The sequence below is a fragment of the Caldicellulosiruptoraceae bacterium PP1 genome (assembly GCA_041320695.1).
GTDB lineage: Bacteria > Bacillota > Thermoanaerobacteria > Caldicellulosiruptorales > Caldicellulosiruptoraceae > JBGGOQ01.
Genome location: JBGGOQ010000010.1, coordinates 16,811 through 39,979 on the forward strand (window position 1 = coordinate 16,811; position 23,169 = coordinate 39,979).

Annotated in this window: 25 protein-coding genes; 21 read left to right on the forward strand and 4 right to left on the reverse strand. The window is 31.1% G+C overall.

Going from position 1 to position 23,169, the window contains the following annotated elements; genetic code table 11:
• Positions 1-15 precede the first annotated feature (15 nt).
• The 11 genes from ACAG39_10435 to ACAG39_10485 all read left to right on the forward strand — a co-directional run bounded on the left by ACAG39_10435 (position 16) and on the right by ACAG39_10485 (position 10,134).
• Positions 16-576, forward strand: a complete 561-nt coding sequence (locus ACAG39_10435; protein ID MEZ0537649.1) for a Uma2 family endonuclease — start codon at positions 16-18, stop codon at positions 574-576.
• Between the two features lie 149 nt (positions 577-725).
• Positions 726-1,787, forward strand: coding sequence for a bifunctional phosphoglucose/phosphomannose isomerase (locus tag ACAG39_10440; protein MEZ0537650.1), 1,062 nt, complete (start codon positions 726-728; stop codon positions 1,785-1,787).
• Positions 1,788-1,799: 12 nt separating this feature from the next.
• Positions 1,800-2,525 (forward strand): phosphatase, encoded by a 726-nt coding sequence (locus ACAG39_10445; GenBank protein MEZ0537651.1) that lies wholly within the window; start codon positions 1,800-1,802, stop codon positions 2,523-2,525.
• 21 nt (positions 2,526-2,546) lie between these two features.
• On the forward strand, positions 2,547-3,509 hold the full coding sequence (gene fba / locus ACAG39_10450; protein ID MEZ0537652.1) for a class II fructose-1,6-bisphosphate aldolase: 963 nt from the start codon (positions 2,547-2,549) through the stop codon (positions 3,507-3,509).
• A gap of 141 nt (positions 3,510-3,650) precedes the next feature.
• Positions 3,651-3,791, forward strand: a complete 141-nt coding sequence (gene scfA, locus ACAG39_10455) for a six-cysteine ranthipeptide SCIFF (GenBank protein ID MEZ0537653.1) — start codon at positions 3,651-3,653, stop codon at positions 3,789-3,791.
• Positions 3,792-3,890: 99 nt separating this feature from the next.
• Positions 3,891-5,252, forward strand: coding sequence for a thioether cross-link-forming SCIFF peptide maturase (scfB, locus tag ACAG39_10460; protein ID MEZ0537654.1), 1,362 nt, complete (start codon positions 3,891-3,893; stop codon positions 5,250-5,252).
• 1 nt (position 5,253) lies between these two features.
• Positions 5,254-5,766, forward strand: a complete 513-nt coding sequence (locus ACAG39_10465) for a gamma carbonic anhydrase family protein (GenBank protein MEZ0537655.1) — start codon at positions 5,254-5,256, stop codon at positions 5,764-5,766.
• Between the two features lie 143 nt (positions 5,767-5,909).
• On the forward strand, positions 5,910-7,157 hold the full coding sequence (secD, locus tag ACAG39_10470; GenBank protein MEZ0537656.1) for a protein translocase subunit SecD: 1,248 nt from the start codon (positions 5,910-5,912) through the stop codon (positions 7,155-7,157).
• Positions 7,157-8,083: a protein translocase subunit SecF gene (gene secF, locus ACAG39_10475; GenBank protein ID MEZ0537657.1), complete on the forward strand. Its 927-nt coding sequence runs from the start codon at positions 7,157-7,159 to the stop codon at positions 8,081-8,083. Before secD ends, secF begins: the two co-directional genes overlap by 1 nt.
• Before the next feature lie 78 nt (positions 8,084-8,161).
• Positions 8,162-9,838, forward strand: coding sequence for a ribonuclease J (locus ACAG39_10480; GenBank protein MEZ0537658.1), 1,677 nt, complete (start codon positions 8,162-8,164; stop codon positions 9,836-9,838).
• 65 nt (positions 9,839-9,903) lie between these two features.
• Entirely contained in the window at positions 9,904-10,134 is a 231-nt protein-coding gene (locus ACAG39_10485; protein ID MEZ0537659.1) for a PRC-barrel domain-containing protein, read from the forward strand.
• 25 nt (positions 10,135-10,159) lie between these two features.
• Here the strand turns inward: ACAG39_10485 and ACAG39_10490 are convergent, their stop codons facing one another.
• The 3 genes from ACAG39_10490 to ACAG39_10500 form a co-directional block, all read right to left on the reverse strand.
• Complete coding sequence (locus ACAG39_10490) at positions 10,160-11,491, reverse strand: glycoside hydrolase family 28 protein (GenBank protein MEZ0537660.1); 1,332 nt, start codon at positions 11,489-11,491, stop codon at positions 10,160-10,162.
• A 94-nt stretch (positions 11,492-11,585) separates the two neighbouring features.
• A complete protein-coding gene (locus ACAG39_10495; protein ID MEZ0537661.1) occupies positions 11,586-11,882 on the reverse strand; it encodes a nucleotidyltransferase family protein in 297 nt (98 codons plus the stop codon).
• A complete protein-coding gene (locus ACAG39_10500; protein MEZ0537662.1) occupies positions 11,879-12,277 on the reverse strand; it encodes a nucleotidyltransferase substrate binding protein in 399 nt (132 codons plus the stop codon). Before ACAG39_10500 ends, ACAG39_10495 begins: the two co-directional genes overlap by 4 nt.
• Positions 12,278-12,458: 181 nt before the next feature.
• Between ACAG39_10500 and ACAG39_10505 the strand changes: the two genes are divergently transcribed.
• From ACAG39_10505 to ACAG39_10550, 10 genes are all read left to right on the forward strand, one after another.
• Positions 12,459-13,007, forward strand: a complete 549-nt coding sequence (locus ACAG39_10505; GenBank protein MEZ0537663.1) for an SGNH/GDSL hydrolase family protein — start codon at positions 12,459-12,461, stop codon at positions 13,005-13,007.
• 39 nt (positions 13,008-13,046) lie between these two features.
• Positions 13,047-13,826 carry an ABC transporter ATP-binding protein gene (locus ACAG39_10510; protein MEZ0537664.1) on the forward strand — a complete coding sequence of 260 codons (780 nt, stop codon included), beginning with the start codon at positions 13,047-13,049 and terminating at the stop codon, positions 13,824-13,826.
• A complete protein-coding gene (locus ACAG39_10515) occupies positions 13,823-15,439 on the forward strand; it encodes a hypothetical protein (GenBank protein ID MEZ0537665.1) in 1,617 nt (538 codons plus the stop codon). The genes ACAG39_10510 and ACAG39_10515 overlap by 4 nt, the downstream gene beginning before the upstream one ends.
• Before the next feature lie 262 nt (positions 15,440-15,701).
• Positions 15,702-16,946 carry a UDP-N-acetylglucosamine 1-carboxyvinyltransferase gene (locus ACAG39_10520; GenBank protein ID MEZ0537666.1) on the forward strand — a complete coding sequence of 415 codons (1,245 nt, stop codon included), beginning with the start codon at positions 15,702-15,704 and terminating at the stop codon, positions 16,944-16,946.
• Positions 16,947-16,972: 26 nt separating this feature from the next.
• Positions 16,973-17,770: an MBL fold metallo-hydrolase gene (locus ACAG39_10525; GenBank protein MEZ0537667.1), complete on the forward strand. Its 798-nt coding sequence runs from the start codon at positions 16,973-16,975 to the stop codon at positions 17,768-17,770.
• A gap of 14 nt (positions 17,771-17,784) precedes the next feature.
• Positions 17,785-18,228, forward strand: a complete 444-nt coding sequence (gene rpiB / locus ACAG39_10530; GenBank protein ID MEZ0537668.1) for a ribose 5-phosphate isomerase B — start codon at positions 17,785-17,787, stop codon at positions 18,226-18,228.
• A 21-nt stretch (positions 18,229-18,249) separates the two neighbouring features.
• Positions 18,250-18,891 (forward strand): uracil phosphoribosyltransferase, encoded by a 642-nt coding sequence (upp, locus tag ACAG39_10535; GenBank protein ID MEZ0537669.1) that lies wholly within the window; start codon positions 18,250-18,252, stop codon positions 18,889-18,891.
• Between the two features lie 38 nt (positions 18,892-18,929).
• A complete protein-coding gene (locus ACAG39_10540; protein MEZ0537670.1) occupies positions 18,930-19,373 on the forward strand; it encodes a cytidine/deoxycytidylate deaminase family protein in 444 nt (147 codons plus the stop codon).
• A 20-nt stretch (positions 19,374-19,393) separates the two neighbouring features.
• Positions 19,394-20,782 carry a bifunctional UDP-N-acetylglucosamine diphosphorylase/glucosamine-1-phosphate N-acetyltransferase GlmU gene (gene glmU, locus ACAG39_10545; GenBank protein ID MEZ0537671.1) on the forward strand — a complete coding sequence of 463 codons (1,389 nt, stop codon included), beginning with the start codon at positions 19,394-19,396 and terminating at the stop codon, positions 20,780-20,782.
• A 163-nt stretch (positions 20,783-20,945) separates the two neighbouring features.
• Positions 20,946-21,923: a ribose-phosphate diphosphokinase gene (locus tag ACAG39_10550; protein ID MEZ0537672.1), complete on the forward strand. Its 978-nt coding sequence runs from the start codon at positions 20,946-20,948 to the stop codon at positions 21,921-21,923.
• A gap of 70 nt (positions 21,924-21,993) precedes the next feature.
• Here the strand turns inward: ACAG39_10550 and ACAG39_10555 are convergent, their stop codons facing one another.
• Positions 21,994-23,049, reverse strand: coding sequence for an HD-GYP domain-containing protein (locus ACAG39_10555; protein ID MEZ0537673.1), 1,056 nt, complete (start codon positions 23,047-23,049; stop codon positions 21,994-21,996).
• Positions 23,050-23,169 lie beyond the last annotated feature (120 nt).

The following is a 23,169-nucleotide window of genomic DNA, read 5'->3' on the forward strand; positions in this document are numbered from 1 at the left end:
GTTGAGGTGTCTTTAATGGAAGCTTTTAAAAAAAATATTCATACCTATAAAGAATATTTGCTGATTAATGATGGGAATAGGTATGAAATTATTGATGGCAATCTATTTCTATTAGCATCTCCATCAGAAATTCATCAAAGGGTATTAGGGAACCTATATCTAATTCTTGGTAACTATTTCAAATATAAGACATGTAGTGTTTATTTTGCTCCATTTGATGTATTGTTAGGTGATGAAAATATTGATGAAGTAAAAAATGTTGTTCAACCAGATATTTTTATTGTATGTGATAAATCTAAGCTAAGTTCGGGTAAATATTTGAAAGGAGCTCCGGATTTTGTATGCGAAATACTCTCACCTTCGACATCAACAGTTGATTTTGTTTACAAAAAATATCTATATGAAAAATACGGAGTAAAAGAATATTGGATAGTTAGTCCAGAAGAAAAAAAGATTACTATATTTAAGAATACTAATGGTAAATTTGATCAGGGAATTGTATATGATGATAATGGCTTATCAAAACCTGTATTATTAAACTTATTACAAATAGATATAAATGAGGTTTTTAGATAAATTTATTAATGAATCATGTTTTAATATTAATGATAAAATATACCAATTATAATTTCTAATAAATTAGGAACATTTATTAGGGAGTTTACAAAAAATATGTTTTGTTATAATATGAAATGGATAAAATATGCGAAAGGGGATATAGTAAGATGCTTGATAATCTTGAAATAATAAAACAAAATGACCCAAGTGGTATGTTTGAAGCTACATTCAAACTTCCAGAACAAATAGCTCATGCATTTGAAATTGGACAAAATATATCTGTTGATATTAAACCAACAGAAATTGATAAGGTTGTTATTTCAGGGCTTGGTGGTTCTGCAATTGGTGGCAATTTATTAAGAGTTTATGTTTTAGACAAATGCTCAGTACCTGTTGTTGTAAACAGAGATTATGTTCTTCCCAAATATGTAGATAATAAAACACTTGTAGTTGCATCGAGCTATTCAGGAAATACTGAAGAAACTTTATCAGCATACAATGATGCAAAAGCAAAGGGAGCAAAGATTGTTGCAATTACAACTGGAGGCAAATTAAAAGAACTTGCAACAAATGATGGGTATCCAGTAATTACAATACCAGCAGGGCTTTCACCAAGAGCAGCTCTTGGATATTCATTTATACCACTTTTAATGCTGTTTGTCAAAATAGGGCTGATTCCTCCAATTGATAACGAAGTGAAAGAAACAATAGAAGTTCTCTCAGATTTAAGAGAAAGATATAAACCAGAGGTTCCAGAAGAAAAGAACTTAGCTAAGAGATTAACACTAAAATTATGGAACAAACTTCCAATAATATATGGTATAAGTGGTACAACAGAGGTTATAGCTGAAAGATGGAAAGGTCAGATTTGTGAAAATTCGAAATCACCAGCATATTTCAACATTTTCTCAGAGCTAAACCATAATGAAGTTGTTGGAACAGACTCACCAAAGCATATCTTAGGACTATTTGAAATTGTAATGCTTCATGATGTTGAGGATCATCCAAGAAATGCAATAAGAATGGATATTACTAAGGATCTTGTAAAAAATAATGTTTCAGGAGTAAATGATATCTACTCTGTTGGTGAAACAAGATTAGCAAGGACATTTTCACTCATTTATCTTGGTGATTATGTATCATTATACCTTGCGACTCTATATCAAAACGACCCAACACCTGTTAAAAAGATTGATATATTAAAAAATAAACTTGCTGAAATTAAGTAATGGTGATAATGAATGTTTATAGATGTTGAAACACACTGCCATACTATTGCAAGTGGTCATGCATATAATACCATTGAAGAGATGGCAAGATATGCAAAGGAAAAAGGGCTTAAAGCCATTTGCATCACAGACCATGGCCCTAAAATGCCGTGGTCTTGTGGTATGTTTTATTTTTATAATATGGTAGTGCTTCCAAGGAAAATAAATGATATAATTATTTTTAGAGGTGCTGAGTCCAATATTATTGATTACGAAGGGACTATTGATATAGAGGAAGGAGCTTTAAAAAGGCTTGATTTTGTTATTGCAAGCCTTCATGATGTGTGTATCCTAAGTGGGACAATTTTAGACCATACAAGGGCAATAATTGGTGCACTTAAAAACCCTTATATTCATGCAATTGGCCATCCAGGGAACACTCTATATGAAATAGACAAGGAAGTTGTTGTGAAAGCAGCCAAAGAAAGCAAAAAAGCAATTGAGATAAATAATGGTTCATTTTATGTTAGACCAAAAAGTAAAGAGAACTGTATAGAAATACTTAAGCTATGTAAAGAATATAAAACATACATTATTCTCTCATCAGACGCACACCACGGAAGTGATTTAGGCAGGACTGATGTAACACAAAAGCTTATTGAAGATATAGATTTTCCCCATGAGTTGATTGTTAATAGAAGTTTAGAAAGTTTTGTTGACTTTCTTAAACTTCATGGCAAGGAAATAGAAATTTTTTAAAAACAAAAGGAGGTAATTTTTATGCCATTAGTAACTACAAAGGCAATGTTCAAAAAAGCTTATGAAGGTAAATATGCAATTGGGGCTTTCAATGTAAACAACATGGAGATTATTCAAGGAATTGTTGATGCAGCAAAAGAAGAACAAGCACCACTTATTCTTCAAGTATCAGCAGGTGCAAGAAAGTATGCTAAACATGCATATCTAATTAAGCTTGTTGAAGCAGCACTTTTAGATTCCGGAGACCTTCCAATAGCACTTCATCTTGATCATGGTGAAGATTTTGAGATATGCAAAGCATGTATTGATGGTGGTTTTACTTCAGTTATGATAGACGGTTCAAAATACCCATTTGAAGAAAATATTGCACTCACTAAAAAAGTTGTTGAATATGCTCACGAAAGAGGAGTAGTTGTTGAAGCAGAGCTTGGTAAGCTTGCAGGTATAGAGGATAATGTTAAGGTTGCAGAACATGAAGCAGCATTCACCGATCCAGACCAAGCAGCAGAATTTGTTGAAAGAACTGGCGTTGATTCACTTGCAGTTGCTATAGGAACAAGCCATGGTGCATACAAATTCAAAGGAGAACCAAAGCTTGATTTTGAAAGACTCCAAAAGATAATGGACAAACTTCCAAAAGGATTTCCAATAGTTCTACATGGTGCTTCCACTGTTCTACCAGAGTTTGTTGAGATGTGCAATAAATATGGTGGAAATATTCCAGGAGCTCAGGGTGTTCCTGAAGAAATGTTAAGAAAAGCAGCATCAATGGGTGTTAGAAAGATAAACATTGATACAGATTTAAGACTTGCTATGACAGCAGCAATTAGAAAACACTTTGTTGAATATCCAGATCATTTTGATCCAAGACAATATCTAAAAGATGGTAGAGAAGCTATCAAACAAATGGTAAAACATAAATTAACAACTGTTTTAGGATGTGCTGGAAAGGTTCCAGAGATTATGGAAGAAATTAATAAGTAATTTAGAGAACCTACCTCTATTACTTAGTACAAAAATGCTAAGATATGAGGTAGGTTTTATTTTATAAATTGTAAATAGCATAACTTTATGATAAAATACAAATGTTATTTTATAAACTATACAAAGAGGAGGTTTTTTAAGTTGAAGCATATAAAAGTTGTTGTTAAAAATACTTTATCAAAAACAATAGTAAGTGGTGGCTGTGGCGAATGCCAAGCTTCATGCCAATCAGCATGCAAAACTTCTTGCACAGTAGCAAACCAACCATGTAAAAATAAATAATTTAATATATAAGAATCCTTTTGATGATATACTTCGGGCCAATTTTTGCTCGGAGTATATTTTACTTTTTATGGTTTAATGGAGGGTAAATAAAAAATAATGATACATCTTTTTAAGAAATTTGGTTTAAATATAGTTTTGGATGTAGCATCAGGTTCAATATTGACTGTTGATGATTTAGCTTATGAGGTTTTGGATTATTACAATACTAATAACACATTTGAGGGAATTTATCAAAAGCTAACATTATATAGTAAATCTGATATAGATGAGACTATTAAAGAGATTGAGGAACTTATAGAACAAGAAGTGCTATTTTACAAAGACCAATACCAAGAATATGATTTAATTGAAAAAAGAAATCCTGTTGTTAAGGCATTATGTTTGCATGTTTCACACGACTGCGATTTAAGATGCAGATACTGCTTTGCTTCAACAGGGAGTTTTAAAGGCAACAGAAAGCTTATGAATTTAGAAGTAGGTAAAAAAGCAATTGACTTTCTTTTAGAGAATTCAGGAAATAGAAGAAATCTTGAGGTTGATTTTTTTGGTGGTGAGCCACTTTTAAACCTTGATGTTGTAAAAGGTATCATTGAATATGCAAGAGAAGTTGAAGCAAAATATAATAAAAAGATTTCTTTTACATTAACTACAAATGCAACAATGCTTTCTGAAGAGGTCATGGAATTTTTAAATGAAAACATGGAGAATATTGTTTTAAGTCATGATGGTAGAAAGAATGTAAATGACTATATGAGGATAGACATAGATGGAAAAGGAACATATGAAAATATAACAAATAATATTTTAAAGTTTATAAATAAACGTAAAGGGAAAACTTATTATGTAAGAGGAACTTTTACAGCAAATAACCTTGATTTTTCAGAAGATGTTTTGCACCTTGCTGACCTTGGCATAAAAGAAATTTCAGTAGAACCTGTTGTTTTGCCAGACAATAGCCCTTACGCAATTAAAGAAGAACATCTTGAAAAGCTAAAAAGTGAATATGATAGATTAGCAGAACGATATTTAGAAAGAAATCTTAGTGGAAATGGGTTTAATTTCTTCCACTTCAATATAGATTTAACTGGTGGGCCATGTGTATCAAAAAGGCTTGCAGGCTGTGGTGCAGGCTTTGAGTATATGGCAGTAGACCCCGATGGTAATTTGTTTCCATGCCATCAGTTTGTTGACAAGGCAGAGTTTAAAATAGGGACTGTCTTTAGTGGTATTGAAAATCACCAAACTGTTGAAAAATTTAAGAAAAATACAGTATTTACAAAAGATGAATGCTCAAATTGTTGGGCAAAATACTATTGCAGTGGAGGATGTGCTGCTGCAAATTACAATATGAATGGTAATGTTAAGAAATCTTATAGTGTTGCTTGTGAATTAGAGAAAAAAAGATTAGAATGTGCAATAGCATTAAAACTAAAACTTGAAGATAATAAGGATGAGTAAGATGATTATTGAATATAAAGGTAAAATGCCAAAAATAGATAAGTCTTGTTTTATAGCACCTAATGCTTGCATTATTGGTGATGTCAGTATTTTCGAAAACTCAAGCGTTTGGTTTGGTTGTGTGTTAAGGTGTGAAGAAAATAGGATAATTATTGGTAAAAATACTAACATTCAAGACTTGACTACAATTCACACAGACCACTGTTGTGATGTCATTATTGGGGACAATGTAACTATTGGCCATAATGTTGTTTTACATGGTTGTGAAATTTCAGATAATGTTTTGGTAGGTATGGGTTCTATTATAATGAATGGATGCAAAATTGGAAAAAATGTTATTATTGGTGCAGGGAGCCTTCTTACGCAAAACACAGAGATTCCAGAAAACAGTATGGTTTATGGAAGGCCAGCAAAAGTTATAAGAAGCCTCACTGAAGAAGAAATAAAAAAGATACAAATATCTTCTTTAGAATATGTTCAATTTACAAAGGAATATAACCAAATAGATTATTAAATTATTAAATGAAATATTACAGAATTATTAAATTTGTTGACTATGCAATATTTGAAGGATTATAATATAATGGATTATAGCAAAAATTTCTATATATAATTTATTACAACTACAAATTATTACAAAGAAGGGAGTAGTAGTTTATGCAGGGCAAAAATATTACAAAGCTTATTATTGCTGTCCTTGTAATTGCCTTTGGTTTCTACATAGTTTTCTTTGGGCTAAATTTAGGGACAGTAAGTATCCAATCGGTGAAAGATTTTATGAGGTTTGGGCTTGATTTAAAAGGCGGTGTTTATATTGTTTATGAGGCAGCTAAGGACAAGGTTGAAAAGAGGGAAATGGATTCAGCAGTACAGCTTATAAGGACAAGACTTGATATGAGAAATTTTTATGATGCTACTGCAACTCCTCAAGGTTCAAAAAGAATTAGGGTTGAAATTCCAGGCGTAAAAGACCCTGATGAAGCAATATCATATATTGGTAAAACTGCATTACTTGAATTCAAAGGGCCATCTGGTGATGTTGTTGTAACAGGTAGAGATATTACAGATGCCTTTCCACAACAAACAACATCTGGTGTTGTTGTTGCTTTGAAGTTTAATAAAGAAGGAACAAAAAAGTTTGCTGAAGCTACAAGAAAATACCTAAATCAAAATATTGGTATATATCTTGATGGAAAATTGATTTCAAACCCTGTTGTTCAGGCTGAAATAGATAGTGGTGAAGCAATAATTGAAGGTATGAAGGATATCACAGAAGCTAAAACACTTGCACAACAAATTAAAGCAGGTGCTTTGCCTTTTGCTTTAAATGTTATTGAAAGCAAAGCTGTGGGTCCATCGCTTGGTAACGATTCATTAAAAACAACTGTAAAAGCAGGTGTAATTGGTTTATTATTAGTATTCTTATTTATGATCATTGCATACAGATTTCCAGGATTTCTTGCAAGTATAGCGTTGGTTGCATATGTTGTAATCTTGGTTGCAATTGTTGGTTACGCAAAGATAACACTTACCCTCCCCGGTATTGCAGGTATAATACTTTCTGCCGGTATGGCTGTTGACGTTAATATTCTTATTTTTGCAAGAATGAAAGAAGAATTAAGAAATGGTAAAACACTCAGAGCAGCATTAGATGCTGGTTTTAGACGTGCATTAAATGCCGTAATTGACTCAAATATAACAACAATAATTGCTGGTATTGTTTTACTTGTTCTTGGAACAGGTCCTATTAAAGGTTTTGCATGGACACTTACAATAGGTATATTAATTTCATTCTTAACTGCAATATCATTTACAAGGTTCTTATTGTACAGTGCTGTAAACTCTGGTTTATTTAGTAATCCAAAGCTTTATGGCTCTGTTAAATCAGGGGAGGTGCAAAAGTAATGAAAATTGATTTTATGGGTAAAAGAAAATATTTTTATATATTATCTATTGCTATTATGGTAATTGGTCTTATATCATATTTTGTCCAAGGTTTTAACTATGATATTGATTTTACAGGTGGAACTGTTCTTGAAATAAATCTTCATAAGGTTCCTACATCAGCAGAAATTTCATCACTTGAAAAGCTTACAAAAGATATTACAGGAACACAAACACCAATTGTTAGAAAAGTTGAAGATGGAACAAAAATTATGATTAATGCACATGAGGTTCATGGCAAAAAGAAAACAGAGCTTTCAAAAGATACAAGGGATAAATTATTCAATGCAATAGCACAAAAATATAATTTAAAGAAAGAGGACTTAATCTCTTTCCAAAACGTAGGAGCTACTATTAGTTCAGAATTAAAATCTCAAGCTATTTGGGCTGTTATTATTGCATCAGCATTGATGCTTATATATATCGCACTAAGATTTGAAATTAAATTTGGGACAACAGCCGTAATTGCACTTTTGCATGATATCTTAATTATGCTTACTGTTTATACATTATTTAAAATACCAATTAATTCATCTTTTATCGCTGCAATACTCACTGTTTTAGGTTATTCTATCAATGATACAATTGTTGTTTTTGATAGAATAAGAGAAAATAAGCGTGTAGCTGGTAAGATGAGCTTACTTGACTTAACAAATATTAGTATGAACCAGACAATTGGAAGGTCACTTGCAACTTCATTTTCAGTTATTTTAGTATTATTTGTATTATATATTTTTGGTGTTCAGTCAATTAAGGAATTTGCATTACCGCTACTTGTTGGTGTAATTTCAGGTACTTATTCATCAATATTCATTGCAAGTGCATTATGGTTTGATTGGGAAAACTCATCAAGAAAAAAGCTACAACCAAGGGCTAAACGAGCATAAAAGTTACTTCGAAAGCTCTTGCGAAATTTAGTTCGTAAGGGCTTTTTTTGACAAGGTTCATTTTTGGAGGAGTTATATATGAAGAAAAAAGTACAAGATGCCAAAATTCGTATTATACCATTAGGCGGTTTAAATGAAATTGGCAAGAATATGACAGTTGTAGAAGTTAATGACGAGATAATTGTTATTGATTGTGGTCTTGCTTTCCCAGAGGATGAAATGTTAGGTATAGATCTTGTTATACCTGATATTAATTATCTTTTGAAGAATAGAGATAAAATTAAAGCATTGGTTCTTACTCATGGGCATGAAGACCACATCGGTGCAATACCTTATGTTTTAAGAGAATTAAATATTCCTATTTATGGGACAAGGCTTACTTTAGGTCTTGTTGAAATTAAGCTTTTAGAATTTGGCTACAATCTAGAAAAAACAGAGCTAAATGTTGTGAAAGCAGGAGATGTAATAGAATTCAACAATATGAAAGTGGAATTTATAAGAACAACGCATTCAATTGCTGATTCGGTAGCTCTTGCTATTCATACGCCACTTGGTTCAATTGTTCATACTGGTGATTTTAAGGTTGACTTTACACCTATTGAAGGAGAGCCAATTGACCTAATACGCTTTGCTGAATTAGGCAAACATGGGGTTTTAGCACTCCTATGTGATTCAACAAATGTTGAAAGAGAGGGATTTACTCTTTCGGAAAAGACTGTTGGTGCAACATTTGATAAGATATTTTCTTCTGCAACAGGAAGAGTTATTGTTGCTACATTTTCATCGCATATTCATAGAGTTCAACAGGTTATTAATTCGGCTGAAAAATTAGGTAGAAAAGTAGCAGTTCTTGGTAGAAGTATGATTAATGTAGTAAATAAAGCTATGGAACTTGGTTATCTAAAGGTTTCAGAAGGTATGCTAATTGATATTGACGAATTAGATAGATACCCATTAAACAAGATTGTATTGATAACAACAGGAAGCCAAGGAGAGCCAATGTCTGCACTTTCTCGAATGGCATCATCAGAACATAAAAAAGTAGAGATACTACCTGGTGATGTGGTTATTATTTCAGCAGCACCTATACCTGGAAATGAAAAGTTTATAAATAGAGTTATAAATGATTTATTTAAAAAAGGTGCACAAGTTATTTATGAAGACATAGGTGAAGTTCATGTTTCAGGACATGCTTGTAAAGAAGAGATAAAGCTAATTCATAATCTAACAAGGCCTAAATACTTTATACCTGTCCATGGTGAGTTTAAACACCTTATTCACCATGCAAAAATAGCAATGGAAATGGGAGAGAACCCAAGGAATATTTTTATTTTAGAAAATGGTAAAGTTTTAGAGATAACAAAAGAACAAGCAAAGGTAATAGGTTCTATTCAAGCAGGGAATGTATTGGTAGATGGATTAGGTGTCGGAGATGTTGGAAATATTGTATTAAAAGACAGAAGACATTTAGCTCAAGATGGATTGTTTATCATTGCTCTTACTATTGATAAGGATACCAAAGAACAAATAACAGGTCCAGAGATTATATCTCGAGGATTTGTATATGTTAGGGAATCTGAACAGTTAATTGATGAAACAAAGCGTATTGTAAATGATTTGATGCTATTCTGTCAAAAAAATCAGGTTGATGATATTAATGGCATGAAAATGGTATTAAAAGATGGAATTAAGAACTTTTTATATGAGAAAACAAGGAGAAATCCTATGATATTACCCATTATTATAGAGGTTTAATAACTTTTTTTCCTAAAGATGCATATAATATTAAAAGACAAGAATGTTTTTTGGAATGATAATATATGTACAAATCATCTGATTTAAGAGAAAAAGATGTTATAAGTATACATGACGGCAAAAAGATTGGCCGTGTTTGCGATTTAGAGGTTGACCTTACTAATGGGAAGGTTGAAGCAATTGTTGTTCCGGCTCCCTTTTCAATGGGAAGCATTTTCTCTAAAGATAAGGATTATATTATACCTTGGGAGAAAATAAAAAAGATTGGTGAAGATGTTATACTTGTAGAAATGTAAAAAGGCTGCTTATAGCAGCCTTTTTTCATTCTATTGTTCTTATATTGTCAATATACGCATTATACACTTCTTCAAAGATTGAATCTAAACTGTAAATTTGATTTTCACTATTATCTTTATCAATTCCGTATGAAATATATTCTAAGGTTAAACCATTAACCTTTCTTGCAAATATCCAAGGAATTTGTTGCATATAATTATCAAAGTAAATAGGTTCAGAAGGCCTTATATCAAAGAATTTTGTAAATAATCTTCTATGTTTGCTATAACCTATTTTTAATTCAATATCTTTTAAAACAACATTTTTGACATTATTACCATTTCCAACAATAACAATACCATTTTCTGAGTTTGCCTTAAAGTTAGTTATTTTGATATCTTCAATGTAATTTCCTTCTTCAGGTGCAGCAATTACAATTGGTTCTCCTTTTCCCCACCATGTACCTGCAAATATTTTTGTTTGGGCAATTACATTTGAAATATTAACAGATTTTACCCATCCAGTTTTTGCGTTTGCAAATATATGTATACCTCTGTTTGAGTCATTTATGATAACATTATTTATAGTAACGTTTTTTACCTTGCTATCAAGATGACCTATTGCAATAGCTTTAGATCTGGTTCTCATAATACAGTTAGATATTGAGATATTTTCACAAGGTCTATCCCAATTTGTGATACCAGAAATTGCAATACAGTCGTCACCACATGTAAAGATGCAGTTAGTTATAATTACATTGGTTGATGAACATACATGAATACCATCATTATTAGGAACTCTTAAATTGTTATCAATAAAAACATTGTTTATTTTAATGTTGCATGATGAATGTATACATACTGTCCAACAAGGAGAGTCAATAATTTTTATATTTTTTATACTTATATTCTCACAGTCAAAGAAAAATATAGGTTGATTAGGCCTTTTTAATGGTTTACATTCAACTTCTTCTATTTCTTCAGGTGAAAGATAAGCAAACTCCTCAAATTGATTAAATATTTGAGAAAAATCCATAAATGATTTTCCAGAGAGATCAATTATCCCGTGACCTTCTATTGAAATATTCTTTGCATGCATACAATATAGAAAGGATGTGACCTCGCCAAATTCATTATGATAATATCCAATATTTTTATAATGTTCAATATTTGGTGAAGCCTTTAATATGCCACCATTCTCAATGTGCAGAGTAACATTTGATTTTAACTCAATTGGCATGCTAACAAAGGTTCCTTGTGGGATAACAACTATTCCACCACCATTTTCAAAACATTTATCTATAGTTTTTTGAATTGCATCTGTATTTATTGTTATACCATCACCAATGGCACCGAAGTCAGTTATATAGTATTTCAATTTAGCCCTCCATAAACTTTTTTATATACCATTTTATATAAGTAATAACAAGTTTTCCTCTCAAAATTTTACTAAATATATCAAAAATTTAATATTAAAGTTTTCTGTATATCTCTATACCTTGCTCCTCAATACTTTTTCGAAGTTTTTCACTTATTGAACTATTCATATCTAATATATCAGTTTTATAAATCCCGCTTACTTCATCTAAAGCTAAATAAAATTCAGGTGAAAGGTTTCCTTCATAATATATAGCAATATCAATATCAGAATTATATTTAAAATCGCCTCTTGCACGTGAACCGAAAATAATAGCTTTTGTTATATTATCAGTATTTTTTAGTATACCTATTATTGCTTGCAGAATATGTTCAGGTAAACCAAAATTCATTTCAGCATCTCCACCATTCTATCCAAAAATGTAGAAAAAGAGTTGTAAAACTTTTGTTTTATCAGATTGTAGATCTCTTTTGCCAGCTCTTCATCATATGTATGTGAAGTTAGGTTACGAGCATTAATCATCTCAATCCATATATCACCATCAAGTATAAGACCTGAAGAAAAAGCTTCTTTAAAAGCTGATCGTGGTGAATTTACATTTGTTATTCCAATGTATTCAAGATAAGCTTTCATAAGTTTCCATGCAAGCTCATAAGTAAATTCAAATCTTTGAATAACTGCATCATAGATTAGCGGATTAGCCTGGTTTTCTTCTAAAGCTTCTTTAAGCCTTATTACAGCTTTATTGTAATCATTTAACCTTTCTTTTAGTCTTTCTGTGTTCATACATGAAACCTCCAATATTAAAAATAATAATATTTATATTTTCCCACATTGTACTAATATATAATAATGATATAATATTTGTTAGTTAATTATTAGAGCTAAGTAAAAGCTATCATTAATATTGTATCACAGCATTTGGGAGTATATAATCTATTGAAAAAATATATGGAGGTAAAAAAAGATGAAAAAGGTATTATTGTTAGGTGATTCAATAAGAATGGGCTATCAAGAGTATGTAAAAGAAGGGTTAAAAGGCTTAGCCGAGGTTGTAGCACCTGAGGAAAATGGCCGTTTTGCAAAATATACATTATGGGGTGTAAACCTTTGGATAAAAGAATTAGGAAAGCCTGATATTGTTCATTGGAATAATGGACTTTGGGATGTGCACCATGAAGCACCAATGGTAGAAGCACTGACTCATATTGATGAATATGTTGAAACATTAGGTCGCATAATCAATGAACTAAAACGAACTGGTGCAAAGATAATATTTGCAACAACAACACCAGTACAAGTAGATGCAATAGGGAGAAGCAATGCTGAAATAGACAAATATAACAAAGCAGCTATTGAATTAATGCAAAAAGAGGGTATTGAGGTAAATGATTTATATAGCTTAGTAAAAGAGGACTTAAACAAATACATATGTGATGATAAACTTCATTTATCTGATGAAGGGTATAGAAGGTGTGCTGAAAAAGTAGTAGAGGTAATAAAAAAATATTTATGACATTATTGGCATAATAAAAATTCAAATGGAGGACATAAAATGGATAAAGTATTACAAGTCCAAGAACTATACATGGATTATGGTTCTGGGAATGTACTAAATGGTATTAGCTTTGATGTAGAGGCTGGGCAAATCATAGGATATATTGGACCAAACGGTGCTGGTAAAAGCACTACAATTAAGATATTTTTGGGGATGATTACTAACTATAAAGGTAAAGTGGAAATATTTGGTGAGGACATTAAAGGAAAAGTTGAGTATAAAAAAAGAATTGGCTATGTTCCTGAGATTATTGAAATTTATGAAAGCCTTACTGCAATGGAATATTTGAATTTTGTGGGACAGTTATATGGACTTAGCGAAATTGAAATATCAAGAAAAGCAGCAAAATTAATTGATATATTTGATTTAGGTGATGCAATTCACTCTCGACTATCAACTTACTCAAAAGGTATGAAACAAAAACTTGCTATAATTTCAAGCCTTATTCATAACCCAGACTTATTATTTTTTGATGAACCTTTGACAGGTTTGGATGCAAATACTGCAATAATCTTTAAAGAGCTCATGCAAGAACTCAAAAAAGAAGGCAAAACTATCTTTTATTCATCACATATAATGGAAGTTGTAGAAAAGGTTAGTGATAGAATAATTTTATTAAATCAAGGTAAAATTGTTGCAAATGCTCCTTTTGAAGAACTTATAAAATCAGCAAAACAAGAAAGTTTGGAACAATTATTTAATCAGCTTACTGGATTTAATAATCACTATCAAATTGCAAAAGAGATAGTAAACGTTGTAAAAGGAGATGTGCTATGAAGGAGCCAATTACATTAAGGATTTTAGATCTATTTCAACTATACATAGAGAAAAAAGGTATTGACTTTAAGAAACTTAGAACCATCTTGAAATATAAATTTATAATGGGGAAAAGAGCAGGAAGTACACTTGTAAAAGAACAAAACAGCTTTAATTCTGCTAATATTTTTGTGATATTTATGCAGCTATTTATGGGATTAATACCTGCACTTTTTATGCTTTTAGATACAACAATCTTCGTAAAATTATCTATTGGGATAGGGATACTTCTTTTTGTCTTATTATCAACTATAATTTCTGATTTTTCGTGGTCTATATTAGATATTAAAGATAAAAATATTTTACTTTCAAAACCAATTGATGACCAATTGGTTTCTTTTGCAAAAACAATATTTATCATTGTGTTTCTGCTAAGCAGAACCTTTTTTATTATTGTTCCTATGCTAATTATTGGTAGCATAAAATATGGGGTAGCTTTTCTTTTTACAATGCTTTTAACTTATGTGTTTCTTTTAATATTCTCTTTTTGTTTTTGCCATTTAATGTATGCACTTGTACTTGTATATTTTGATGGGGAAAAACTAAAGGATATTATTAATACTTTTCAGGTTATATTAATGGTTGTTTCAACTATAGCTTATCAATTTGTTGGAGAGATAACAAAGCTAATAAACGTAAATGTCAAAGATAACTTACCATTTTGGGTATATTTAATGCCATCATCTTGGTTTTCAGCAACATTTGAAGTTATACTTGCAAATAAAAGTATAAGCTATATAGCACTAAGCCTCATGGCACTAATAACAACAATTTTTTTATTTTTTATATATATCACTTATTCAAGTAAAGTTCTTGAAAAGAATCTTGTAAAACTCAACGCAGGAGAGCTTGAAGTAAAAGCTCAAAGTTATAAAGTAAACTTTATCACTAATTTATTTTTAAATAGTGGTATTCAAAAAGCATCATATACCTTTTCAAAAGCACAGTTAAAAAGAGATAGAATCTTAAAAAGTAAAATCTATACAACTTTAGCTTCATTTATTATTGTAACAATTGCTCCATTTGTAAGGGAAATAATTAATAAAAAAATTGATTATAATAATAATGCAATAATGTTTTTGGGCATGTATACATTTATTATTGGTGCAATATCAGTGTTACCTTATATTGAACGCACAAGTAACAAAAATGCTGCGTGGATATATCATGTATTACCAATTAAAGATACAATCGAAATAAAAAAGGGAGCTTTTTTAGCATTCTTCTTTAATATTGTATTACCTATATTTGTAATGATAATAGTCTTATTTTCTTTGATTGCTAAAATAAAACTTACTGATATTATAATAATATTTTTAGTCCTTATTATGTTTTCGTTAATATCATTTAAATGGTCTATCAAAGATTTACCCTTTTCGAAAGACTTTTTGGATATCAGTGGCAAGAAAAATAAAGCATCAGGTGTAAGCTTTATATTATTGTTAGTTATTGCAGCAGGTTTAGGATTTTTACATTATTATTTTATTAAAGGAAACCATATTATATATATTACTATAGGAGTATTATTACTATTAAATGCAATTTTATATAAAATTTTATTTAAAAATAAATAAGTTTGTGTGAAATACAACATAAAACTTATATCATTGCTTTATTATTTTACAAAAATAAATCTAAAATACTACTACCTAAATATGTAAGTATAAAGATACAAAATATTTAGGTGTTTGCACAACGAATATTCATTCAACCCTTTTTTTTTTGCACTTTTAATGATATATTATATAAGAATATATTAATAATGTATAAAACAATTTCATTTGTGTTTACATAGAAAGAAGGTGCAATTATTTGTCTTATAAATCCACTTCGAAAATGATTATAAATGGAGGCAAACCTTTAAAAGGTGAGGTTACAATTTCTGGTGCAAAGAACGCAGCTGTTGCAATAATTCCAGCAGCATTAATGGCAGAAGGTGAAAGTATTATTGAAAACTTGCCTTTTATAGAAGATGTGTTTGCTATTGATGATATATTATTACATTTAGGTGCAAAGATAGAATATAATGAAGACCATTCATTGAAAATAGATACTTCAAACATAGTAAATTATCAAGCTCCATATGAAGCTGTTAAAAAAATTAGAGCTTCATATTATTTTATTGGGGCACTTCTTGCAAAATTTGGTCAAGCTGAGGTTGCTATGCCAGGTGGCTGCAACTTTGGCAATCGTCCGATTGACCAACATATAAAAGGCTTTAGGGCACTTGGGGCAGATATAAAGATAGAAAATGGCATTATAAAGGCATACGCAAAAAAACTAAAAGGAACACATTTATATCTTGATGTTGTTTCAGTTGGCACAACAATAAATCTAATGCTTGCAGCCTCTTTAGCAGAAGGAACTACTGTTATTGAAAACGCTGCTAAAGAGCCACATGTTGTTGATGTTGCCAACTTTTTAAATGCCATGGGTGGAAAAGTTATAGGAGCAGGGACAGATACAATAAGAATACAAGGTGTTGAAAAACTAAAGCCAACAAGATATGCAATTATACCAGACCAAATAGAAGCAGGAACATTTATGATTGCAGCAGCTGCTACAAAAGGACATATAAAGGTAAATAATATAATTCCTTTACATCTTGATTCTTTGTCAGCAAAGCTTATTGAGATGGGAGCAGAGGTTAATATTTACGAAGATTCAATAGAGGTAAAAGCAAATAACAGGCTTGAAAAAACATCCATTAAAACAATGCCATATCCTGGTTTTCCAACAGACTTACAACCTCAAATGGCTGTATTAATGGCAATAAGTGAAGGAACCAGTATAATTACAGAAGGTGTTTGGGAAAATAGATATCAATATGTTGAAGAACTCAAGAAAATGGGTGCAAATATAAAGGTTGATGGAAGACTTGCAGTAATTGAAGGGGTTGAAAAGCTTCAAGGTGCTGAGGTTTCTGCAACTGATCTTAGAGCAGGTGCAGCTCTTGTTTTGGCTGGACTTACCGCTGAAGGAAAAACTGAGATATATAATACAAGAAACATTGATAGAGGATATGAAGATATTGATAAAAAACTAAAGAGCTTAGGTGCTGAAATAAGTAGAGAAGAATAATTTTATCTTAAGTGAGGAACCAAGTTATGCAAGATGATATAATTTTTTGCCCATTATATAGCGGAAGTAGTGGAAATACCATATTAGTTTCATATAAAGATACATCAATATTGGTTGATGCGGGTGTTAGCTTTAAAAAAGTTGATATGGCATTAAAAAAGATAGGATTTAATAAAAAGATTGATGCTATACTTTTAAGCCATGACCACTCAGATCATACAAAATGCTGTGGTGTTTACCATAGAAAGCTAAACATACCTATTTATACAAATTTTAAAACATGGGAGTATATAAAAAATTTTTCAGGCAAGGTAGACCAAAATAAAGTAAATATAATAGAAACAGGAAGTGAATTTTCTATTGGTAGCATTGGTATAAAAACATTTTCAATCCCTCATGATGCTTTTGATCCAGTAGGATTTAGCTTTTTTATTGGTGATAAGAAAGTTTCTATTGCTACAGATATGGGCCACATACATAAAAATGTAGTAAGAGAAATTGATAATTCGGATATAATATTACTTGAATCAAATCATGACGTTAATATGCTTTTATCAGGTCCTTATCCATATTTTTTAAAACAGAGGATAAAAGGTGATAAAGGACATTTATCTAATGAACAGGCAGCACAGTTTATCTTAAATTTAAATCTTTCAAAAGTAAAAAGAATTTATCTTGGGCATCTTAGTGAGGAAAACAATCATCCTTCTCTTGCTATGGTAACAGTGAAATCTATCTTAAACGATAAAGGCGTTTTTGATAGTTTTAATTTTGATATACAAATTGCAGATAGATACGAACCATCATATTGTTCGATATTTTAATGGAGGTGTTTTAATTGAAAATAGCAATTGGTTGCGATCATGCTGGGGTTAGAATGAAAGAGACAATAAAAGATTTCTTAACAAAGTTGGGACATACTGTTGAGGATTTCGGAACTTATACAGAACAAAGCTGCGATTATCCAGATATTGCTTTGGAGGTTTCTACAAGAGTTGCTAACAATGAATTTGAAAAAGGTATACTTATATGTGGGACAGGTATTGGCATGTGTATTGCAGCAAACAAGGTAAAAGGTATAAGAGCTGCTCTTTGCCATGATACCTTTTCAGCAAAAGCCACAAGAGAGCACAATAATGCAAACATTTTAACTATGGGTGCAAGAGTAATAGGTGAAGGATTAGCTCTTGATATTGTTAAATTGTTTGTTGAGACAGAATTTTCTAATGAGGTAAGACATCAAAATAGAGTGAACAAGATATCTACAATTGAAAATCAATAGTAAATTGAAAGGAGTAAAGTTATGATTGAATATCAAAAAAATGTTTATGTTTTCGACCATCCATTAATACAACATAAGTTAACACTTATTAGGGATAAAAATACCGGGGTTAAGGAATTCAGAGAACTTGTAGAAGAGATTGCTATGCTTATGGCCTATGAAGTCACAAGAAACCTTCCATTAAAAGAGGTTGAGATTGAAACACCAGTTGGCCTTGCAAAATCTAAGGTTATCTCAGGAAGAAAAGTAGGTATTGTTCCAATTCTAAGGGCAGGGCTTGGTATGGTAGATGGTATGCTTAAACTAATTCCTGCTGCGAAAGTAGGACATATCGGACTTTATAGGGACCCAGAGACACTTCAGCCAGTAGAATATTACTGCAAACTTCCAGCTGATGTGCAAGAAAGAGAACTAATTGTTTTAGACCCAATGCTTGCAACTGGAGGTTCTGCTTCTGCTGCCATGACATTTATCAAAAATAGAGGTTGTCAAAGTCTAAAGCTTATGTGTTTAATTGCAGCACCAGAAGGAATCAAAAGATTAACCCAAGACCATCCAGATGTTGAAGTTTATTGTGCTGCAGTTGATGAAAAGCTAAATGACCATGGATACATTGTTCCTGGGCTTGGAGATGCTGGAGACAGATTATTCGGAACAAAATAGAAAAAACCTAATGATAAAAAGTTTAAGGAGAGATAATTATGAGACCAAGCTGGGATGAATACTTTATGCAGATTGTAGATATAGTAAAAGAGAGATCAACCTGCCTCAGAAGAAAGGTTGGAGCACTAATAGTTAAAGATAAAAGAATACTTGCGACAGGTTATAATGGTGCCCCTACTGGTCTTAAACACTGTGAAGAGGTTGGGTGCATGCGTGAGGCATTAAATGTTCCATCAGGGCAAAGACATGAATTATGCCGTGGCCTTCATGCAGAGCAAAATGCTATAATTCAAGCAGCAAAAACTGGCGTTGTTATTAATGATAGCATAATATATACAACAACATATCCTTGTGTTATCTGTGCTAAGATGATTGTTAATTCTGGTATAAAAACTGTAATATATAAAGGTTCTTATCCAGATGAGATGAGCCAAAAGATATTTGAAGAGGCTAATATTGAGGTAATAAAATACGAAAAATAAAAATGGTGGTGTTTTAAAAAATGAAAAATGCCTTCATTATTTTAGCTGCTGGTGAAGGAAAAAGAATGAAATCAAAATATTCAAAGGTTGTTCAAAAGATTATGGGTAAACCCATGATTTTGTATATCACAGATGAGGTAGAAAGGACCTTTGAAGATGTTGAGATAGTAATTGTTGTCGGGCATAAAAAAGAAGATGTATATAAACTTTATGATGGTAAAAATATCAAATTTGCAGTTCAAGAAGAGCAACTTGGTACTGGACATGCTGTTATGACTGCAAAGGATTTAATTTCTTCTGATGTTGAAAATGTGTTTGTCATATATGGAGATACTCCATTTATTAGGGGAGAAACACTTTTAAATATGCTTGATACTAAGATTGATAATGATGCAAAGCTTTGCTTACTTACTGCAAAGTTTGATAATCCATTTGGATATGGAAGAATTGTAACAGATGAAAATGGCAATGTTTTAAGAATTGTTGAAGAAAAAGATGCAGATGAACAAACAAAAAAGATAAATGAGATAAATCCAGGATTTTATTGTTTTTCAAAAGATGCTTTATTTGAAGCTTTAGGCAAGATAGATAACAATAATGCTCAAAAGGAATATTACTTAACTGATACAATAGAAGCACTAAATAAGCTAAATTACAAAGTTACAAAGCTAACTGTTTTAGATAATTTTGAGGTTGTAGGGATAAACTCAAGATACGAGCTTAGCCTTGCTGAAAAGGAATTAAGAAAAAGAATAAATAAAAAACATTTAGATAATGGCGTTATGATAGTTGACCCAGACAATACATACATTGACATAGATGTTGAGATTGGGAAAGATGCAATAATTTACCCAGGATCATTTATACTTGGGAACACAAAAATAGGTGAAGATAGTGTAATTGGTCCACAAAGCTATATAGTTGATTCAATAATAGGTAACCATTGTGAAGTTATATTCTCGATGATTGAAGAATCTGTATTAGAGGATAACGTAAAGATAGGCCCATATTCTCATTTAAGACCACATAGCACTCTTGAAGAAGGTGTAAAGATAGGCAATTTTGTTGAAATAAAGAACTCTCGTATGGGTAAAGGTTCAAAATCGGCTCATCTAACCTATGTTGGGGATGCTGATGTTGGTGAAGATGTGAATCTTGGATGCGGAACAATCTTTGTAAACTATGATGGGTTTAAAAAGCATAAAACAGTTGTTGGTAACAAAGCATTTATTGGCTGCAACTCAAATTTAGTTGCTCCTGTAAATATTGGCGAAAATGCATTTATAGCTGCTGGTTCAACAATTACCCAGGATGTTCCTGCGAATGCTCTTGCAATTGCAAGGCAAAAACAGGTTAATAAAGAAGGATGGGTTTTAAAAAGAAAAGCAATTTATGGTGATAAAAAATAGTTTGTTAAATTAAAAATAGGCTTCTAAATGATATAATTTTTCAAGTAGAAGCCTAATTTACATATTTTTTTTGTTAATTATGGGTATTTTAATTTTAAACTTAAAGAATTATAATAAAAAATGTTGTGTTTTTTGTATACAAAATTTTTGGAGGTATAAAAAAGTGATAACTCATGGTAAGGATATAAAGATTTTTGCTGGAAATTCTAATAAGGCACTTGCTGAAGAAATAGCAAATAAGCTAAATTTAAAACTTGGTGATGCTGAAGTTGGCAGATTTTCAGATGGAGAAATCTCGGTTAAAATTAATGAAACTGTTCGTGGTTCTGATGTTTTTGTCGTTCAATCAACAAGCTATCCAGTAAACGATAATTTAATGGAGCTTTTGATACTTATAGATGCTCTAAGAAGGGCATCAGCGGGTAGAATAACTGCAGTTATACCATACTATGGTTATGCAAGACAAGATAGAAAAGCAAGAGCAAGAGACCCAATCACAGCAAAATTGGTTGCAAATCTTTTAACATCAGCAGGAGCTGATAGAATCTTAACTATGGATTTACATGCCCCCCAAATTCAAGGTTTTTTTGATATTCCATTAGACCATCTTTTAGGAGTTCCAATTCTTGCAAGATATTTCTTAGAAAATGTAAATTTAGAAAATGGTGTTGTAGTATCTCCAGACTTAGGTAGTGTTACAAGGGCACGAAATTTTGCAACAAAACTTGAATTACCACTTGCAATTATAGATAAAAGAAGGCCTAAGGCTAATGTTGCTGAGATAATGAACATCATAGGTGATGTTAAGGATAAAACAGTTATAATGGTTGATGATATGATAGATACTGCTGGAACAATTGTTTTAGCAAGTCAAGCTCTTAAAGACTATGGAGCAAAGAGGGTTCTTGCTTGTTGTACACATCCAGTATTATCTGGACCAGCAATTGATAGGATAAAAGACTCACCAATTGAAGAATTGATAGTTTTAAATACTATCCCACTACCAGATGAAAAGAAACTTGATAAGATAAAGGTAATAAGCGTTGCTAGCATATTCGCAGAAGCCATTACAAGAATATACGAAGATGTAGCAATAAGCTCACTTTTTGATGATTATATAAGTACAAAGAATAATAGATAAAATAACAAAACTACCTGGACAAAGCTTTATAAAGCTAATTCAGGTAGTTTTTTGTTTTTATGTACTATTACTATATATTTCCCATAGCATTTAAAATTGTTACATTTAGATGTTTTGTTAATTCTAATATGCAAGGATTATCAATAAAAACATTGTTAATTTTAAATATCTTTACATCAGGTCTTAATGGAAAAGATTTATAATTTTTAACTACTATACCCACCATATCATTACTTAATTGAACAATTGTCCCTATTGGATAGGGGAAAATTCGGCGAGTAAATGCACTTACAATCTTTTGTTCAAAATGGGTTCCTGATAATGAACCTATGTACTCAAAAGCTTCATTTGGTGGAAAAGCTTTTCTATACGTTCTTGTTGACGTTAATGCATCATATACATCAGCAATAGATATTACTCTTCCAAAAAAGCTTATTTGCTTTTCTCTTTTTTTATTGGGATAACCTTCACCATTATATCTTTCATGGTGGTCTATTATACCACTGCATACTAATAATGAAAAACCCATCTCTCTTGCATATTTATAGCCTAAAATAGGATGATTCTTTATTTCTTCATATTCCTGTTCAGTAAGTTTGTCAGGTTTATCCAATATTTCTCTTGGTATAAATTTTTTACCAATATCATGTAAAAGAGCTGATATTCCTAAATGATATAATTCTTTCTTTCCTAACCCTAATTCAATTCCAATTAAAAGTGAGATTAATGTTGTGTTAACAGAATGAGAATAAAGATATTCATCAACTGTTTTTAGTTCAATTATGTTTAAATATGCATCTGTATTAATTAACTCTTCAATTACGGTTACAATAACATTTTTAATTTCCCTGATATTTGTATCTTTTTTAAACTCACCTTCTGAAATAAGTTGCAAAGCCTCAACCATTTTCATCCTCAGCGAATGTGGTATTATATCTGATGGTATAATATCTTTAGATATGTCATCTTCGATATAAATGCCATTGAAATTTTTCTTTTTTAAACTTTCAATGTAAAAATTATTAAGAACAATACCTGCTCTAAGAAGGATGGTTCCATGTATGTCTAAAATATCTCTTCCTACTATCATTCCTTCTTCAAGATGGTCTATATCAACAAATCTCATTAAATCACACCCATTCTGTAAAAAAAACTAAAAGTCGAAAAATGTAAAATTTTATAATACTATTCTTTTTATATTTATACTCCAAAGACTTTAAATATGCAATAAAAAAATTATAATATT

Bases quoted from the DNA above. Each gene is read 5' to 3' on its own strand.
- glmU (MEZ0537671.1), top strand. From the start codon at position 19,394: ATGAAAAATGCCTTCATTATTTTAGCTGCTGGTGAAGGAAAAAGAATG.
- ACAG39_10525 (MEZ0537667.1), top strand. From the start codon at position 16,973: ATGCAAGATGATATAATTTTTTGCCCATTATATAGCGGAAGTAGTGGA.
- ACAG39_10510 (MEZ0537664.1), top strand. From the start codon at position 13,047: ATGGATAAAGTATTACAAGTCCAAGAACTATACATGGATTATGGTTCT.
- ACAG39_10435 (MEZ0537649.1), top strand. From the start codon at position 16: ATGGAAGCTTTTAAAAAAAATATTCATACCTATAAAGAATATTTGCTG.
- ACAG39_10500 (MEZ0537662.1), bottom strand. From the start codon at position 12,277: ATGAACACAGAAAGACTAAAAGAAAGGTTAAATGATTACAATAAAGCT.
- secF (MEZ0537657.1), top strand. From the start codon at position 7,157: ATGAAAATTGATTTTATGGGTAAAAGAAAATATTTTTATATATTATCT.
- ACAG39_10445 (MEZ0537651.1), top strand. From the start codon at position 1,800: ATGTTTATAGATGTTGAAACACACTGCCATACTATTGCAAGTGGTCAT.
- ACAG39_10485 (MEZ0537659.1), top strand. From the start codon at position 9,904: ATGTACAAATCATCTGATTTAAGAGAAAAAGATGTTATAAGTATACAT.
- ACAG39_10480 (MEZ0537658.1), top strand. From the start codon at position 8,162: ATGAAGAAAAAAGTACAAGATGCCAAAATTCGTATTATACCATTAGGC.
- ACAG39_10540 (MEZ0537670.1), top strand. From the start codon at position 18,930: ATGAGACCAAGCTGGGATGAATACTTTATGCAGATTGTAGATATAGTA.
- ACAG39_10520 (MEZ0537666.1), top strand. From the start codon at position 15,702: ATGATTATAAATGGAGGCAAACCTTTAAAAGGTGAGGTTACAATTTCT.
- upp (MEZ0537669.1), top strand. From the start codon at position 18,250: ATGATTGAATATCAAAAAAATGTTTATGTTTTCGACCATCCATTAATA.
- scfB (MEZ0537654.1), top strand. From the start codon at position 3,891: ATGATACATCTTTTTAAGAAATTTGGTTTAAATATAGTTTTGGATGTA.
- ACAG39_10555 (MEZ0537673.1), bottom strand. From the start codon at position 23,049: ATGAGATTTGTTGATATAGACCATCTTGAAGAAGGAATGATAGTAGGA.
- ACAG39_10465 (MEZ0537655.1), top strand. From the start codon at position 5,254: ATGATTATTGAATATAAAGGTAAAATGCCAAAAATAGATAAGTCTTGT.
- ACAG39_10440 (MEZ0537650.1), top strand. From the start codon at position 726: ATGCTTGATAATCTTGAAATAATAAAACAAAATGACCCAAGTGGTATG.
- ACAG39_10495 (MEZ0537661.1), bottom strand. From the start codon at position 11,882: ATGAATTTTGGTTTACCTGAACATATTCTGCAAGCAATAATAGGTATA.
- ACAG39_10505 (MEZ0537663.1), top strand. From the start codon at position 12,459: ATGAAAAAGGTATTATTGTTAGGTGATTCAATAAGAATGGGCTATCAA.
- fba (MEZ0537652.1), top strand. From the start codon at position 2,547: ATGCCATTAGTAACTACAAAGGCAATGTTCAAAAAAGCTTATGAAGGT.
- secD (MEZ0537656.1), top strand. From the start codon at position 5,910: ATGCAGGGCAAAAATATTACAAAGCTTATTATTGCTGTCCTTGTAATT.
- ACAG39_10515 (MEZ0537665.1), top strand. From the start codon at position 13,823: ATGAAGGAGCCAATTACATTAAGGATTTTAGATCTATTTCAACTATAC.